Raw genomic sequence first — 15,920 nt, forward strand, 5'->3', positions numbered from 1 at the left:
ATCTAAAAGACGCGAGTTAATTAGCGCAATGTACTAGCCGGCATACCCAAAATATCCTCAAGCCTTGGCATGTCTTCCAACGGAATCACGCGCCCTTCATCCTCAAAACCAACGATTTGATCAAAGTTCAAATACCGATACAAATCATCGGCAAAAGGATGAATTCTATTTGCCACAATATCCATATATTCCTGTACTGTGGGAATGCGTCCCAACAGCGCACAAACAGCGGCTAATTCTGCTGAACCAAGATACACTCGGGCATCTTTACCCATGCGATTATTGAAGTTGCGGGTAGAGGTAGAAAATACCGTTGTCCCATCAGCAACTCGCGCCTGATTACCCATACATAAACTGCATCCTGGCATTTCTGTCCGCGCATTTGCGGCATTAAAAATACCATATACACCTTCTTCTTTAAGTTGGTGTTCATCCATGCGGGTTGGTGGACAAATCCACAAGCGAGTTTTTACTTCACCTGCACCTTCCAAAACTTTAGCTGTTGCCCGATAATGACCAATATTCGTCATACAAGAACCAACAAATACTTCTTGTACAGGATCATTAGCAACTTCCGATAATAATTTCACATTATCAGGGTCATTAGGGGCAGCTACAATTGGTTCTTTGATTTCGTTCAAATCAATTTCAATAATTTCGGCATACTCCGCGTCTGCATCAGCTTCCATCAGCACGGGATTGGCTAACCATTCTTCCATTTTGGCGACGCGGCGCAAAATAGTACGCGCATCGTTGTAACCCCTCGCTGCCATGTTTTTTAGCAGCACTATATTAGAACGCAGATATTCGGCAACTGTCTCTACACTCAGTTTAATTGTACAACCTGCACAGGAACGTTCGGCGCTAGCATCGGTAAGTTCAAATGCTTGTTCAACTTTCAAATTTGGCAAGCCTTCCATCTCTAGAATCTTTCCAGAGAAGATGTTTTTCTTATTTTGCTTTTCTACCGTCAGCAAACCTTTTTGAATTGCTACGTAAGGAATTGCATTTACAACATCTCGTAAGGTGATACCGGGTTGCAATTCACCTTTAAATCTTACCAATACCGATTCTGGCATATCCAAAGGCATCACACCCAAAGCACCTGCAAAGGCTACTAACCCGGAACCTGCGGGAAAGGAAATACCCAAGGGGAAGCGAGTGTGAGAGTCTCCGCCTGTTCCGACAGTATCGGGTAGCAGCATTCGGTTGAGCCAAGAGTGAATTATCCCATCGCCGGGACGTAAGGCGACACCGCCACGGGAGGCGAAGAAGTCGGGTAGTTCTTGTTGAGTTTGGATGTCTACTGGTTTGGGATAAGCAGCTGTGTGACAGAAACTCTGCATCACCAAATCTGCACTGAAGCCAAGACAGGCGAGTTCTTTTAATTCGTCGCGGGTCATGGGGCCTGTGGTATCTTGAGAACCAACTGTAGTCATCATGGATTCGCAGGATGTGCCTGGATGCACGCCGGGTAATCCGCAAGCTTTACCAACCATTTTCTGTGCTTGGGTATAACCTTTACCTGTATCGGAAGGCTGCTGAGGACGGATGAAAACGGTGCTGGGTTCTAAACCAAGTGCTTGGCGGGTTTTATCGGTGAGGGTACGTCCGATAAGTAGGGGGATGCGTCCACCTGCACGGACTTCATCAAAAATGGTATCGGGTTTGAGAGTGAAGGTAGAAATGACTTCGCAAGACGTTCCATGCAACGTCTCTACATTAGTGGTGATTTCGCCTTTGTAAGGATGAATGGTAATCACCATACCAGTTTCTAGTTTGGTGACATCGCATTGGATAGGCAAAGCACCGGCATCTTCAGCAGTGTTAAAGAAGATAGGCGCGATCGCACCACCTAAAATATACCCCCCAGCGCGTTTGTTCGGCACAAAAGGTATATCATTTCCCATGTGCCACAACACAGAGTTAATAGCAGATTTGCGCGAGGAACCTGTACCAACTACATCTCCCACGTAAGCAACAGGATGACCTTTTTTCTTCAACTCGGCAATTGTTGCTAAGCTTCCCGGTTGCCGTGACTCTAGCATCACTAAGGCGTGTAAGGGAATATCCGGGCGCGTGGTGGCACTTTGGGCGGGGGATAAGTCGTCGGTATTAGTTTCGCCAGGAACTTTGAAGACGGTGACAGTGATAGCTTCTGGTAGTGTGGGACGCAGGGTAAACCACTCGGCTTCTGCCCAAGAGTCAATTACCCGCTTGGCGAAGGGATTAGTTTTGGATAATTCTAAAACATCGTGGTAAGCGTCGTACACCAGCAAAATTTTGCTTAAAGCGTTGGCGGCATAAGCGGCGATGGGTTCTTTTCCTTGTCCCCCCATCACCAGCGGTGTTTCCGAAGAGTCGGAAACGGATACAGTGGGGAATTGCAGCAAATCGATTAAAGATTGCACATTATAGCCACCCACCATTGTCCCTAACAATTCCACCGCTTCTATGCGCGAAATCAGGGGGCTGGTGATTTCTTTTTTAGCAATGGCGCTGAGAAACCCAGCTTTGACGTAAGCTGCTGCATCAACACCAGGGGGAATGCGATCGCGCAATAGATGTAATAATATCTCTTCTTGACCCTTTGGCGGATTTTTCAGTAATTCACATAATTCTGAGGTTTGTTTAGCATCCAAAGGTAAGGGGGGAATTCCCAGTGCTGCTCTTTCGGCAACGTGTTTACAGTATGATTCCAGCATTCTGAACTCCAAATATTCAGCCAAACATTTTTTAAGTGTTTCTAATCACTTCCTAAGTTTCAGGAGCATTCAACCTTACAAATCTTTACAGGTAGAATTCACAGGAAGTGAGCCTCCTTACTTTAAGTTTTTTGTCTAGCGAGGACTTATAATTATAACTGTATAGCTATTTTTGTCGATAAAGCTATTTAAAAATAATTCTTTTTTCGTCTTTTTTAACTTGGTTGTGTGCTTATTTATCAGATAATATAATTCGTTTGTCCACCGAACTTATAATCTAAGGAAGCCTTAGCTGAAAGTTCCCGTTGCATCATACTTCTATTATATATGCCCCAAACTTACACCGTGGAAATCCGCCATCAAGGCAAAATTCATACCTTGCAAGTTCCTGAAGATGAAACCATCTTATCAGTTGCCGATGCCGCTGGTTTAGATTTGCCAAGTTCATGCCATGCAGGTGTTTGCACAACTTGCGCTGGTCAAATAACCGAGGGAACTGTAGATCAAACTGATGGTATGGGCGTTAGTTCAGATTTGCAAAAACAAGGTTATGTACTGCTTTGTATTGCCAAACCTCTTTCTGATTTGAAAATTGAGACAGAAAAAGAAGAAATAGTTTATCAGTTGCAATTTGGTAAAGACCAATAATCAGTCAAGAGTTATCAGTACACGGTTAGATGGATAACTTACTATTACTAAGACTGATAAACAACATAAGTATTTCTTAGCACTTGATATCAGTTATTGTAGAAACTACAAATCAACAGGATTTAAGGCGATGACGACTCATTTTATTACCGCAGAAATTGACCTTCAAGAAACTCCGACAGAATTACAAAAAGTAATTGAAGCAGAGTTACAAAAACAAGGTGAACCCCTACGCTGGGCAATCACCTCTGTGAATGTTGCACGGCAAAAGGCTACTGTTGAAGCCGTTATCACCAGAGTCAGCGCTGAGTAGTGAGTCTATCCCTGTCAAGGTGGATTAAAAAGCTACTTTCATCCCTATGATTGGTAGAACACCTTACTTAGTGTCTTCTCTGCAAGACGCTTTGCGAATGTGCCTCTGTGGTTAATAAATTAATTGTCACCACAAAGGCACAGAGAGTCCGAAGTTCTGAGTAGTTAGAAGTGTCACGGAATTCAAGCACTTGGTGAAAAATACCTGGTTGTAACCACTTAACACTCATAACTTAAATATGCAACGTCCATACACTGCTATCTTAATTGTACCAACCGGCGTTGGGGCTGCGATTGGTGGTTATGCTGGTGATGCTTTGCCTGTTGCCAGAGTTATAGCACAGGTTTGCGATCGCCTGATCACTCACCCCAATGTCCTCAACGGTGCAAGTTTGTACTGGAATCTCCCCAACGCTTTCTATGTTGAAGGTTATGGACTTGACAAATTTGCTGCTGGATGCTGGGGATTAAGACCTGTACATACCAATAAAGTAGGTTTGCTTTTAGACCAAGGTATTGAGCCAGAATTGCGGCTACGACACCTGCAAGCAGCCGATGCAACTAGAGCAACTCTGGGATTGTCAGTAACAGATTATGTAATCACCGATGCCCCGCTCAATGTAGAATTACGGACAGCACCATCGGGAGCTAGTTGGGGGACAATTGGCAACCCAGATAGCTTGTTAAGGGCAGCTGAAATTTTAATTAAGAAAGTGGGGGCAGAAGCGATCGCAGTTGTTGCCCGTTTCCCCGATGATATAGATGAAGAGGCAGTACAAAACTACCGCCACGGTAAAGGTGTTGATCCCCTAGCGGGTGCAGAAGCCGTAATTAGTCATTTATTAGTGCGAAACTTTCAAATTCCTTGCGCCCATTCTCCTGCTCTTGCAAGCGTACCCCCAGATCCAGATTTATCTCCCCGTTCTGCCGCCGAAGAATTGGGCTATACTTTCTTACCGAGTGTCCTTGTAGGCTTGAGTCGCGCCCCACAATTTATAGTAGAAAAGGGGTTAGTCGCACCACTACAAGAAGATATTTGGGCAGATCAAGTCGATGCTGCGATCGCACCTGCAACTGCTTGTGGTGGTAGTGCCTTACTAAGTTTAAGCCAGAGGCGATGCCAAATAATTACAGTGGAAGAAAATAAAACTCATATACAAGTTCCTCCCCAGCCGTTGGGGATCAAATCCATACAGGTAAACTCATATTTAGAGGCAGTGGGTGTATTGGTTGCACACAAAGCAGGCATTAATCCATCTGCTCTCAGTTCAAGTGGCTTCGTCTAATTCGTAATTCAAGAGTTAAAAGTCAAAAGTTATTTTCTCGCCTCTGCCCCATTTCCTAAAAAACCGTGGTTGAACAACAAAAGCAAGAGCCAGAAATTCCATACCTGACGCGCTTCCAAGTACTTGGGGCGATGGGAGCGACTGCAATCATTTTGTTGATAGTCGCCAAGCTATCGTTATACTTTGGTAACTTTTCTTTATTTTCCTGGAAATGGGATGAAAGAGAATTGCTGCTAGGTGTGGGGTTAGGAATCATCATCACCGCGTTAAGTGGCTTAGCTTACCGCTTTTCCCCACCGTATCGTAAAAGTGCAGATTATTATTTAGAACTAGTACTTAAACCCTTAGCTTTACCAGACTTAATTTGGTTAGGGTTACTACCTGGTTTGAGTGAAGAATTGTTATTTCGGGGTGTGATACTGCCAGCTTTAGGTTCAGATAATACGGCTGTTATTGTATCGAGTCTTTGCTTTGGCGTCTTACACCTTAGTGGTTCCCAACAATGGCCTTATGTGATTTGGGCATCCATTGTTGGGATACTACTAGGATATAGTGCCTTGATTACTGGTAACTTATTAGTGCCGATTGTTGCTCATATTGTGACAAATTTGATTTCCAGCTATCTGTGGAAAATGTGGCAATTGTCAAAAATTAAAAGTTAAATGTTTGAGTCTGTAAGAATTAATGCGTAGGCGTAGCCCAACCCAGACATCGCACACTATCAACCATAAAAGAATTATGTGGTTTGAGCGCTTTGACTAGATGCTTTCTGTGCAATAGTTTTTAAGCGAGTCGCCCTGCTTTTACGGATACGTTCACTTTTGCGAACTCCACCAGCCATCTCATACTCGCGGCTGTCTTTGCCATATTTAAAGCCAATTCCCATGAGCATCTTTTCAGAGAAAGTACTCAAGGTTTTTTATGAAAGCAATCCAAGCCACAGGGAAGATTTATCGTCAGCTGCATGATTTAGTTGAGATGCTTGGGGATGACAATCTCAATCTTAAGATGCCCTCAACTGCTATACAAAGCAAAATAGCGATCACCTGTTGCAATCAAGCTCTATTTGCAAAGCATATTTGTGCGATCGCATTTCAGTTGCCATAGCAACAACCACGCCCATTTTGATATAAATAGCTTAAAGCAGTGGGGAATCTGAAACTATAACGGGCAAGAGGAAAAACTATGTATTTTTACCTTATGCTAAGTGTTACTTCTGACAAGTAAGCTGCTAATGCGATCGCCTGTGGTAAAATTCGATGTTCTTGAACTTGAATCCTGGCGTGGAGTGTTTCTGATGTGTCATCTGGTAATACTGGCACTGCTGCTTGCATTAATATTGGGCCACTATCCACCTCTAAACAAGCTATATGCGCTGTACAGCCAGTAATTTTTACCTCAGATGCCAAAGCTTGTTCAACAGCATGGACTCCCTTAAAACTGGGCAACAAACTAGGGTGGATATTAATAATCTTATTGGGAAAGGCATCAATTAATACTTCTGTCACCAGTCGCATCCAGCCTGCCATAATCACCCATTCAACATCATATTTCTGCAACGTCTGGACAATTTGCGCGTCAAACTCTTCCCGGCTTTTGTAGTTGCGGTGATTCAATAAAATAGCCTCTACACCTCTATTTGCTGCCCTGAGCGCTGCCTTAGCTGAAGGATTATTATAAATCAAAACTTGAATTTTAGCGTTTAACTGTCCGTCTTGGATAGCTTGAGCAACTACCTCAAAATTGCTGCCGTTTCCAGAAGCCATAATCCCCAATTTTAAGGGAGCGCTTTGTGTAAATTGGTTACTAGAGATGTTGGGAGAAATTAGACAAGCTGCATCAGCATTTATTCTGGAATTATTACTCATAAAACTTCTATCTTACTAATAAATGCGAGCCTACTGGACATTTAACTTGCTGAAAATTGTTGGAAGGAAGCGTTGGCGGAAGTGGCGGTTTAGTTGAAGGTTTATCAGTTTCACAAATAGCCGTACTTGTGAGAGTTTCACCTTTTGTTTTTCTGACAAATGTAATGCCCGTATAGCTTCTTAATTCAGGTTTTTTGGCAACGGCTGTGCTGATTACGCTTTGGGTTTGTTTGTCTTGGGATACTATTCGATAACGATAATTCTCCGTTTCTGGCTTAATATTAAGACCTAGTTGCTCAATAGTTGTACTAAACTTTTGGTATTCCAGATAGTAAGCCTGTTGTCCGCGGTTAATGGTACCAATAATTTGTTTACCTTCAACTTCTGACTGATTGGTTGCTTGATTTCCTGCTTTTGGGTCGATAAGTTGAATATTATCAGGCAATGTGGTGGCATTGGAAACTTTTTTGAATAGCGATGCCTTTGGAGAAAAAGCTGTGGGTCTAGGTTTTCCCGGATTGGTTTCATCTAATTGCAGTCGCATCTGACCATCAGCAGTAAATTCAAAAATTGTCAATACTGGTTGCTGATTACTAGGAATTGTGACATCTAGATGCATGGGTTGTGGCGTCGGGTTGATGCGATATTTAACTTCTGCGGCAACAGGAGTATTAGAATTGGGCAATAAAATAAATAATTTACCTTCTGGTGTGAAAATGAAGGTTAGTCTTTGAAGCGATGAAGACTCTTGAGTTTGCCATTGCCCCGACAATTTTTGGATAATCGGGTTTGTCTGCTTAGCGGGTTGAGATGGCGTTGGCGTTGGTGCTGTGGAAGGCTGAGCCAGCACAGTTGGTTCGAGTTTCATCAGTAGTATCATAAATACGCTAAAGCTAAGCAATTTGCTAGCGATTTGGAGTTTGCCAAAGTGGGCGAATTTAAGCATTTGCGTAAGAGTAATTAGATTGACAGGATCTTAACAGTACTTTTACGAATAACAACCCTACACTAGCCACCATTGCCATGAAAACAACCCGATCGCCTATGCAACTGCTGGATAATGATACTGTGGCTGCCTGGATTTTTCTCACACCAGCACTAATTTTACTAGGCGTCTTTATTATTTGGCCGATCGCTTATTTGTTTTACCTTAGTTTCACAGCTGGTAGTTTCACCTCATCAGGTACTCATTGGATAGGCATAAAGAACTACTGGCGCTTGCTACTCAACCCTGATTTCTGGCAAGTTCTTGGTAACACCTTTTATTTTACCGTTGCCACCGTCATTCCCAGCTTAGTTATTCCCTTGGGACTAGCAGTACTACTAAATCGCTCCCTAGCCTTGCGGGGAATATTGCGAAGTGCTTATTTTTTACCTTCAATTATCTCGCTTGTGGCGGCTGGTTTAGGATTTCGCTGGCTGTTTCAAACATCGGGGCCGGTTAATGGACTTTTAGGTTTTTTTGGCATTCCGGCAATACCCTGGCTTGGAGACACATTTTGGGCTATGCCAGTACTGATATTGTTAAGCATTTGGAAACAACTGGGTTTCAATATGGTGGTGTTTTTAGCGGGGTTGCAAGCAATTCCCCCTAGTCGTTACGAAGCAGCAGATTTAGATGGAGCAAACGCTTGGCAACAATTCTGGTATATTACCCTGCCCGGATTGCGATCAACTATCATATTTGCAATTGTCACCACTGCGATTTTTACATTGCGGAGTTTTGAGCAAGTTTATGTGATTACTGGCGGCGGCCCGCTGAATTCGACTAATTTACTGGTTTACTACATTTATCAAGAAGCTTTTGGTCAATTTGATTTTGGCTATGCAGCCGCAGGGGCGACAGTGCTGTTAGCAGTGACGACGGTACTAGTGTATTTGCAGTTGCGAACTTGGAGTGAGGAGTAGGGGTTTGGTGTTGCTGAATCTGGGTATGAATTTATCGGGCTACGCCCCGCTACGCTAACACGCAGAGACGCAGCGGAAAGTCTGAGCGCCGGCTTCCGGCGAACAGACGCCACTTGCTTCAAGCCGGGGAACCCGTCCAACGCAGTGGCTCAACTTTTCAAGACAGAGGCGCGGAGAGTAGGAGTTTGAGATATTAGACTTCTTGCAAAAGTCGATTTTGTGAAAATTAAACCACAGATGAACACAGCGAAAAGTTCTGTAGGCAGTGAAACAGACCATCGCCGGAAGCCGCCGTTCAGACTTCTCTCTGCGTCTTTGCGCCTCTGCGTGAAATAAATCATCCCGCAATTATGCAACGCCCAATTAAGCAACGTCAGAGGTTTTATCTGAGCAAATGACAATTTCCCGTATCTAACTCAACTGTGCTACAAGTTGATTTTCTAATAGTGTGTTATTTGTCAATAAGTCCTCAACGGTAATTCGCAAAAAGCGTTGTTCATCAACTTGAAAGAGGATTTTAATCCGATCGCTTCCTGGATGTCCAGTTGGTGTAAGTTGGGCTATTGTTCTAGCACCTTCTTGATCGTTGAGGGGTCTGACGGTGGTTTCGCCATTGTCAGAACGGCGAGTAATTAGGCGATCGCCATCAAAATAAACTTCGGTGTTACCTGTATCTGCTCCCAATTCTCCCATAATTAGCTCAATACTGGGTTGATTCTCTAAAGACGCGCCTAAAACTAACTCCATTGGCTGACTCATTGGGTACGCTTGTCCAGCTTTAATAATTGGATGCCATTTGTGGTGTCCTTTGCGACGATCCCAGTAGCGGACACCGTAACTATGGTAGAGAAAGTCTTTAATTTCTATGCCTTGAGCTAACTGTAATGCACCTTGAGCGATCGCTTCAAAAGGACGTTCGCAACGAATTTTCTCTGGCTGAAAATACTGTTTTACCCATGTCTGCACTGCTGGTAATTGCACAGTACCACCAACTAACAACACTGCATTAATATCTGCAAGTTCTATTCCCTGGCGTCTTGCTTGCTGCAATAGTGTCGTCATCGACTCATCAAGTAAATCAAAAAATGCATGTTCTTTGAGGATATTTTCTAGGGTGTCGCGGTTTAGTTCCAGTTCATAGCTTTCAAATGTTTCATCGTCAAAATAAACTTCACTGGCTTGGTTTTGAGTTGATAATTGAATTTTTACTTTTTCTGCGAGTCGCATTGTCAGGGGACTTACCGCCAGTCCTTGAGTTTTGGCAAAGTAATCTACTAACCAATTATCAATATCAGTACCGCCTAAATTTTGTCCGGCTTTTGCTAACACGCGAGCAGTTTTTACCTTTTGCTTGGAGTCGAAAGCCTTGGATTTATTACCCCACTTGAGAATAAAGCCTAGGGGTTTTGTGTTTGCTTGCATACCTTGAGCCAACTGTACAAGGGACAAATCCAAAGTACCGCCACCAAAGTCAATTACCAAAAGAATTTCTTGATCTGCTAAGCCATAACCCAAAGCTGCGGCTGTGGGTTCATCTAGCATTCGCACTTGTTCGACGGGGAGAGATTGACAAACTTTTCCCAACCAATGACGATAAGCTTCAAAGCTGTCTACGGGGACTGTTAAAACTATAGAATCTAACCCACCTTGCAGGGGTACTAGTTGCTCAATTATCTTGGTGAGAAACCATTGTCCTACTTGTTCAAAGGTGATGATTTGTCCATCCAGTTCGGGTAAGAATCCTTGGATATCTGCACCAATACCCCGCTTGAAGCTGCGAAAAAATCGTGTTTCGCCTTTGAGGTCAAAACCGCGATCGCGTACTTGTTGCCCTACTAAGACTTTACCCTGTGTTGCTTCTTCAACATAAACTAGGCTGGGAATCAATGGCGGATTTAAACTTTGTTGAATTGATAACCCAGGTAGATTTAGGGTTTCTGGCTGCTGGGTTACGGGATTCCAGCGAGTAATGACTGTGTTGCTAGTACCAAAATCGATTGCGATCGCCATATTTTATTGATGATTTCGCGCCAAAATACAAACACTAGGGTAGAGAGTGCCAATTGTGATTATTCTATATAAGCCACCAAGAACGCAAATGGGCGATCGCTTCTTCTTTGTGTTTGGCTTCGACTTCTATCCACGGTGCTTCATGGTAGACATTGGGCATAGCAGTAATCAAATCACTATGTTTTCTGTCATTGAAAGCGACTTCGCCATTAGAAATATGTACTAACTGCCAATCTGGATTCGTCCAAGTTTCTCGCGCTGCGTAAAACATTTCTGCTACACTCGGATGATCGTAGCTATCTAGGTTTTCGTGGCAAATATGGTGATGGGCATCGAATACCATCGGTATGCCAGCTTGCTGACAGACTGCTAAAATTTCACTGGCACTGTAAGCGTATTCATCATTTTCTAAAGTCAAGCGGCTTTTAATTGCTTCTGGTAGTTCTGAAATTATCCGTACCAGTTGTTCGGTGCGTTGAGATTTGCCACCATGAATATTCATCAATGACCAAGGCGATCGCGGTAAACTCAATAAGTCAAATGTACGCGCATGTCGTTCGAGAATTTTGATACTTGCTTGCACCACTTCGGCAGAATCAGAACTCAACACTACATATTGGTCTGGGTGCAGCACCATTCTAATGCCCAATGCTTGAGCTTGCTGACCAATTTCGCCTAAGTTAGCGCTCATTTCCTCTAAGATATTTGCGCCGATTTCGTCTTCCATGTCACTCAGAGGAAACAAACCAGAGGACATGCGATACAGCCGAATTCCGTTCTCCTGACAAAAAAAGAGAGCATCATACAAACGCTGTAAGTTATGGCTATATAGTTCTCTTAAAGCACTTTCACGATCACTGAGGGAGAGTTTTAAGTAGCGCGTACGCGTCATTGTCCGAAAGCGCACCTGCTTGTCGAAGGTGATGCAAACTAGCCCTAAGTGAGGCGAACTGCTTTCTTCGCTTTCTTCGCACTGCTGTGCATTAAGTAGATTTTGGAGATGGATTGCGGTCATTAACTAAGTTTATCAACTGTTGCCCTAGTTTAAATTTAAGTAAATTGTGCAACTGAGTCATGAGTATCTAAAGAATGAAGTCCGAAATTTGCAGGATATAAATACCTAATACGCATCTTTTTTATCCAATAGCCATAGGCGCGTTCTTTTTACTCTTGGGCTGCCATTGAAATACATCTGCCTTATGGAGTATTTTTTGTAATTTATCTATCAATGTTTATATAGTTTTTTAATGATTTAGTAATTAAATTATTCAACTTCCAGTCTAAGAGATAAAGAAATCAAGCCATTGCAGTGCATCCAAGGTGACTTAACCAAAGGAGGAATGTCAAGATTAGGAGATGTGCCTCTAGGCAGTGAAGTCAAGTACCTGAAATATTTATTAATATAAAGTAAATTCAGCGTCAGGAGTCAGAAAAAGTTTTTACCAGTCAATCACCAGATTCTTCACAAACGGAGCAGAAGATTATGAACAATCAAGAACCATCAGACTCTAAAGAATTTGTCGGAAATCTCAAGAATGGGATTTGGCTGTTTGGCCTCTCATCTTGGGTGTTTGGCATTACCGATCGCAGTATTGCTTCATTTGCCGATGGCTATCTATCTGCTTTGGATCTGACGCAACTATTTACTGCGGCGACATTCTTTATGGCGTGGCTATTTTTGAAACCGACATCCAAGGCTTAAGCAATTCAAAATTCTGGCTAATGTAGAACAGGGTTACATCAGTCTTGTAGAAAATTCGGAAAGATATCTATAAGGAGAACACTTTTTATTGTAATGAGGGGTGTGCCAAAAAGTGCATCTTTATTTTTTGTATACCAAAAAATCGGAGTTATTTTGAAGGTTCCTAGAATGACGCCGATTTTTGATTTGTGATTAATCAATAATAACTCAGAATAGCGATCGCATTTTACAAAAAATATAGTCAAGAGCCAAAATGGCAAGTGTACGACTGGCTTCTGGCGCTGTTTATGGTGATAATCCTGCTGTGCGATCGTGCGCTTTACTACCACAGTCAAGATAATAATTTAAAACCAACAACAAGCAAGCTTCACTTAACTATTTTAAACTCAGCCGCTCACAATTAATTAAATGTAGTCTATTTTACTTAACAAAGCTTTTTTGAGCCAAATTAATCACTCTTTAGACAGACGAGTTCAAAATTTCAACAAGTTAAATTCTTGAGCTAAGTGATATCTTTTCAACCTTTTAAAATTTCTACTGAAGTTAGAATGTTAGATGTTTTGGTACAACCAATAATTGATCATCAACACACTCCAGCTACTATTACACTGCAAAATATTATCTTACCGAATTCAGATATTTATAGTAGTATCGAAAAACTATTTTTAAGATTAAACTACAATTCTGTGCTGAATTATGAACAAAATATTGTTGAATTAAAAAAAGGTGGAAGCATTAGATTCGATACTTATTTTAATGCTTTCTCAATCCAGAAGTGGAAGAATTACATTGACATAAAACATATAAATATAAGGTTATATTTAAAAGGAGCATTTCAAATTAGACTTTTGACGATAGATGAACTATCAAAATTTGCACATTTAGTCAGCCAAAAGTTTATCAACGTGAATACTTTAAGTGAAATAACTGTATTTGACAATATAAATATAAATCTATGTAAACGGTTATTGTATCTTGAAATTATAGCTATCGGAAATAATTGTTTATTCAAAGATGGTTACTTTTACATAATAAATATTCGTCAAAATTTAGATAAAAAATTGCAGTGATAATATAATGCTTTTTTCTCTTCCTTGGCTTGTTTTAAGTAGAAGGGCTTAATTAAATCAGAGCTAGAGTAAGAGATTTATCCCTTAGAAACCTTATATAGAGCGATAAATCGCTCACTACGAACAAAAGCTTTATCTTATATTTAATTACGTCTAGCTACTTACTGTAAGACACTCCACGTCTACGTTAAAAAAAGTAGTTTTGAGTTTTTGATATGCATCTGGGTTTGATTTTGCCCGGAAATATACAGGATTTTGGCATATCGCACAACAGAATTAAGTTTTAAATTTTAATTTAAATTCTTTATTCAACCTAAAAGGCTTCCTTATACATATCTGATTTTAGTCCTATCGGACTAACTAAACAAACAATACGTAGTCTCATAGATAATTTAAATTACTCCGCTCGCATGAGGACAGGATTCTGAGATTTGTAGAGAATAGGTACTGTAGAAGTTAGTGATTCAACAACTTCTAGAAGTTTCTAGAAGTGATGGAGGTACATAAAATGAAAGCGATATTTCTCACAGCAGCAGCTTTACTCAGCACAGTAGCTCTAACTGCTCCCATTCCCGTAAAAGCTGAAAACACCACCCCCCTCCGGCGCTTACTAGAAACTAGAGAATGTTTAGGATGTGATTTAACAGGTGTGAACCTCAAAGGCGCTCACCTAATAGGCGTTGATTTGAGAAGGGCAAATTTACAAGGTGCTAATCTTGAAGGCGCTAACTTAGAAGGCGCAGATTTAACTGGTGCAAATTTGAAGTCTGCTAATCTCACAGAAACTTTTGCCAGTGGTACTACCTTTGAAAATGCTAACCTGACTAACGCTAACTTAAGTGATGCTAATCTGCATAACGCTCAAGTAGATGGCGCTGTGATGATTGGTACTAATCTAGATGGTGCTGATGGCTTTGACATTAATCTTGGTATCGGAGGAGAAGAATGAGAGTTAAGAGTTATCAGTTTAAAAATGAAAACTCCTAACTCCGAGGTTTTACTCTCCAGTAATGGATAGTTCATCCACCCAGATTTTTGGACAAACGCCTCCTGGAGTTAACTCCGCCTCTTTCTCGATAAAAATAATTGACTTCAAGAGTTCCAAGAAATCGCCCGCAACTGTTGCTGACTCAATACTTGTCCTAACACCCTTGTTGACTAGCCAACCATCAAACGGCAAAGAAAATGAGCCTTGTAAAGACTTAACTCCAGCATGGAGCGCTTGTAAATCATCGATAAAAATCACATTCTCAGAAGTTTCTAGACTAAATTCCTGCTCAGGAGTTGCTGCTGAAAAAACGTGATAAAAATTCGGACTAACATTGACTTTTGCGCCAATACTTGCATTACCCGTTGGCTTAGCATTCATCCTTTTAGCAGTTCCAGCACTGTGAAGAAAACCTGTTAAAACGCCATTTTCAATTAGTGAAATCTGACGAGTGGGAGTTCCTTCACCATCAAAAGTTTCTGCGCCTACATTTGCTGGATGTAGTGCATCATCATAAACCGAAAGCAGAGGGGAAGCAATCTGCTTACCTAAATCATCAGGAGTAGATAGGCTCTGATTGTCCAGGATACTTTGAGCATTGAACAAGTTAGAAAAACCACCCAACAGACTTAAGAAAGCTTCAGCTGAGAAGACGACTCTATATTTACCAGTCTTGATTTTTTCATAGTTCAAGTGACTGATAGTTTTATCAGCAGTTTCTTTTATACAACCATTGATATCTAAATTATTTAAACTCCGGTTGATTCTAAAAGCGCCTGCACTACGCGGTTTTTTTCCTTCTTCTTCAGTTTTGCTATAAAGATAAACCGATGCTAGGGAATGAGATTCAATTCTGGCTGCGCCGTCGCTGTTGAGATAGAATCTATCAATATCTCTTTGCGCCAAACCATTATAAGGTACGCCTTTAATTGCCGGATGAACTGACAGTAATTCTTTTTCAGCAACCAGTAGTTTTTCAATCAGTTCAGCAACAGGTGCTTGAGGTGCTTTATCTTCAGCTTTATTTGCAATAGGGATAGTAGCTTCTGGACTAAAATCAGGGACATTTTCCTTAACCCCAAAGAAACTGGCTTCGTAAGCAGTTTTTAAGGCTAATTCCAGTCCATTGGGATCTACATCTGTGGTACTGGTGACACCCATTGTATTGTCTTCATTCCAGACACGGACAGTAACACCAGAGCGATTTGAGGCTTTGACTTGTTTTGGCTCACCTTGATCTACTTGTACACTAGTTTCGTCTACTGTTGAGCCATAAATGTCGAATTTTTTGATGCCAAGCTTATTAGCATTGTCTTTTGCATAACTGGCAATATCATTGATATTTGGCATAGTCAATCTTAGATTTTGGATTTTGCAGCACAAAAAGTTTTATTTACTTTGTGCCTTTGTGTTTTTATGAACC

General features: G+C 41.5%; 17 protein-coding genes. 9 read left to right on the top strand and 8 right to left on the bottom strand.

Annotated elements, in window-relative coordinates; all coding sequences use genetic code 11:
- Window positions 1-20 precede the first annotated feature (20 nt).
- Window positions 21-2,705 carry a bifunctional aconitate hydratase 2/2-methylisocitrate dehydratase gene (acnB, locus tag HCR01_RS14700; RefSeq protein ID WP_193196900.1) on the bottom strand — a complete coding sequence of 895 codons (2,685 nt, stop codon included), beginning with the start codon at window positions 2,703-2,705 and terminating at the stop codon, window positions 21-23.
- A 327-nt stretch (window positions 2,706-3,032) separates the two neighbouring features.
- Between acnB and HCR01_RS14705 the strand changes: the two genes are divergently transcribed.
- Together HCR01_RS14705 and HCR01_RS14710 are read left to right on the top strand one after the other, a co-directional pair.
- Entirely contained in the window at window positions 3,033-3,353 is a 321-nt protein-coding gene (locus HCR01_RS14705) for a 2Fe-2S iron-sulfur cluster-binding protein (RefSeq protein ID WP_193196901.1), read from the top strand.
- A gap of 130 nt (window positions 3,354-3,483) precedes the next feature.
- Complete coding sequence (locus HCR01_RS14710) at window positions 3,484-3,666, top strand: hypothetical protein (protein WP_193196902.1); 183 nt, start codon at window positions 3,484-3,486, stop codon at window positions 3,664-3,666.
- Between the two features lie 67 nt (window positions 3,667-3,733).
- Here the strand turns inward: HCR01_RS14710 and HCR01_RS14715 are convergent, their stop codons facing one another.
- Window positions 3,734-3,895: a hypothetical protein gene (locus tag HCR01_RS14715; protein WP_193196903.1), complete on the bottom strand. Its 162-nt coding sequence runs from the start codon at window positions 3,893-3,895 to the stop codon at window positions 3,734-3,736.
- Window positions 3,896-3,904: 9 nt separating this feature from the next.
- On the opposite strand from HCR01_RS14715, the gene HCR01_RS14720 reads away from it, so the two are divergent.
- Both HCR01_RS14720 and HCR01_RS14725 read left to right on the top strand, forming a co-directional pair.
- A complete protein-coding gene (locus tag HCR01_RS14720; protein WP_193196904.1) occupies window positions 3,905-4,951 on the top strand; it encodes a DUF3326 domain-containing protein in 1,047 nt (348 codons plus the stop codon).
- Between the two features lie 65 nt (window positions 4,952-5,016).
- Window positions 5,017-5,613 (top strand): CPBP family intramembrane glutamic endopeptidase, encoded by a 597-nt coding sequence (locus HCR01_RS14725; protein WP_193196905.1) that lies wholly within the window; start codon window positions 5,017-5,019, stop codon window positions 5,611-5,613.
- Between the two features lie 74 nt (window positions 5,614-5,687).
- On the opposite strand, the gene HCR01_RS14730 is transcribed toward HCR01_RS14725, so the two are convergent.
- Entirely contained in the window at window positions 5,688-5,864 is a 177-nt protein-coding gene (locus HCR01_RS14730) for a hypothetical protein (protein ID WP_413773948.1), read from the bottom strand.
- 8 nt (window positions 5,865-5,872) lie between these two features.
- Here HCR01_RS14730 and HCR01_RS14735 point away from each other — a divergent pair, with 8 nt between their 5' ends.
- Complete coding sequence (locus HCR01_RS14735) at window positions 5,873-6,058, top strand: hypothetical protein (protein WP_193196906.1); 186 nt, start codon at window positions 5,873-5,875, stop codon at window positions 6,056-6,058.
- A gap of 86 nt (window positions 6,059-6,144) precedes the next feature.
- Here the strand turns inward: HCR01_RS14735 and purN are convergent, their stop codons facing one another.
- Together purN and HCR01_RS14745 are read right to left on the bottom strand one after the other, a co-directional pair.
- Complete coding sequence (gene purN, locus HCR01_RS14740) at window positions 6,145-6,819, bottom strand: phosphoribosylglycinamide formyltransferase (RefSeq protein WP_193196907.1); 675 nt, start codon at window positions 6,817-6,819, stop codon at window positions 6,145-6,147.
- A 7-nt stretch (window positions 6,820-6,826) separates the two neighbouring features.
- On the bottom strand, window positions 6,827-7,687 hold the full coding sequence (locus tag HCR01_RS14745) for a type IV pilin-like G/H family protein (protein ID WP_193196908.1): 861 nt from the start codon (window positions 7,685-7,687) through the stop codon (window positions 6,827-6,829).
- 155 nt (window positions 7,688-7,842) lie between these two features.
- On the opposite strand from HCR01_RS14745, the gene HCR01_RS14750 reads away from it, so the two are divergent.
- Window positions 7,843-8,727 carry a carbohydrate ABC transporter permease gene (locus tag HCR01_RS14750; RefSeq protein ID WP_193196909.1) on the top strand — a complete coding sequence of 295 codons (885 nt, stop codon included), beginning with the start codon at window positions 7,843-7,845 and terminating at the stop codon, window positions 8,725-8,727.
- Window positions 8,728-9,138: 411 nt separating this feature from the next.
- On the opposite strand, the gene HCR01_RS14755 is transcribed toward HCR01_RS14750, so the two are convergent.
- Window positions 9,139-10,737 carry an Hsp70 family protein gene (locus HCR01_RS14755; protein ID WP_193196910.1) on the bottom strand — a complete coding sequence of 533 codons (1,599 nt, stop codon included), beginning with the start codon at window positions 10,735-10,737 and terminating at the stop codon, window positions 9,139-9,141.
- Window positions 10,738-10,801: 64 nt separating this feature from the next.
- On the bottom strand, window positions 10,802-11,752 hold the full coding sequence (uvsE, locus tag HCR01_RS14760; protein ID WP_193196911.1) for a UV DNA damage repair endonuclease UvsE: 951 nt from the start codon (window positions 11,750-11,752) through the stop codon (window positions 10,802-10,804).
- A gap of 468 nt (window positions 11,753-12,220) precedes the next feature.
- On the opposite strand from uvsE, the gene HCR01_RS14765 reads away from it, so the two are divergent.
- The 3 genes from HCR01_RS14765 to HCR01_RS14775 all read left to right on the top strand — a co-directional run bounded on the left by HCR01_RS14765 (window position 12,221) and on the right by HCR01_RS14775 (window position 14,458).
- On the top strand, window positions 12,221-12,439 hold the full coding sequence (locus HCR01_RS14765) for a hypothetical protein (RefSeq protein WP_193196912.1): 219 nt from the start codon (window positions 12,221-12,223) through the stop codon (window positions 12,437-12,439).
- A gap of 506 nt (window positions 12,440-12,945) precedes the next feature.
- A complete protein-coding gene (locus HCR01_RS14770) occupies window positions 12,946-13,509 on the top strand; it encodes a hypothetical protein (RefSeq protein WP_193196913.1) in 564 nt (187 codons plus the stop codon).
- A gap of 508 nt (window positions 13,510-14,017) precedes the next feature.
- Window positions 14,018-14,458: a pentapeptide repeat-containing protein gene (locus HCR01_RS14775; RefSeq protein WP_193196914.1), complete on the top strand. Its 441-nt coding sequence runs from the start codon at window positions 14,018-14,020 to the stop codon at window positions 14,456-14,458.
- Window positions 14,459-14,506: 48 nt separating this feature from the next.
- Here the strand turns inward: HCR01_RS14775 and HCR01_RS14780 are convergent, their stop codons facing one another.
- Complete coding sequence (locus HCR01_RS14780) at window positions 14,507-15,847, bottom strand: TldD/PmbA family protein (RefSeq protein ID WP_193196915.1); 1,341 nt, start codon at window positions 15,845-15,847, stop codon at window positions 14,507-14,509.
- Window positions 15,848-15,920 lie beyond the last annotated feature (73 nt).

This window comes from Nostoc sp. MG11, from assembly GCF_014904695.1.
GTDB lineage: Bacteria > Cyanobacteriota > Cyanobacteriia > Cyanobacteriales > Nostocaceae > Komarekiella.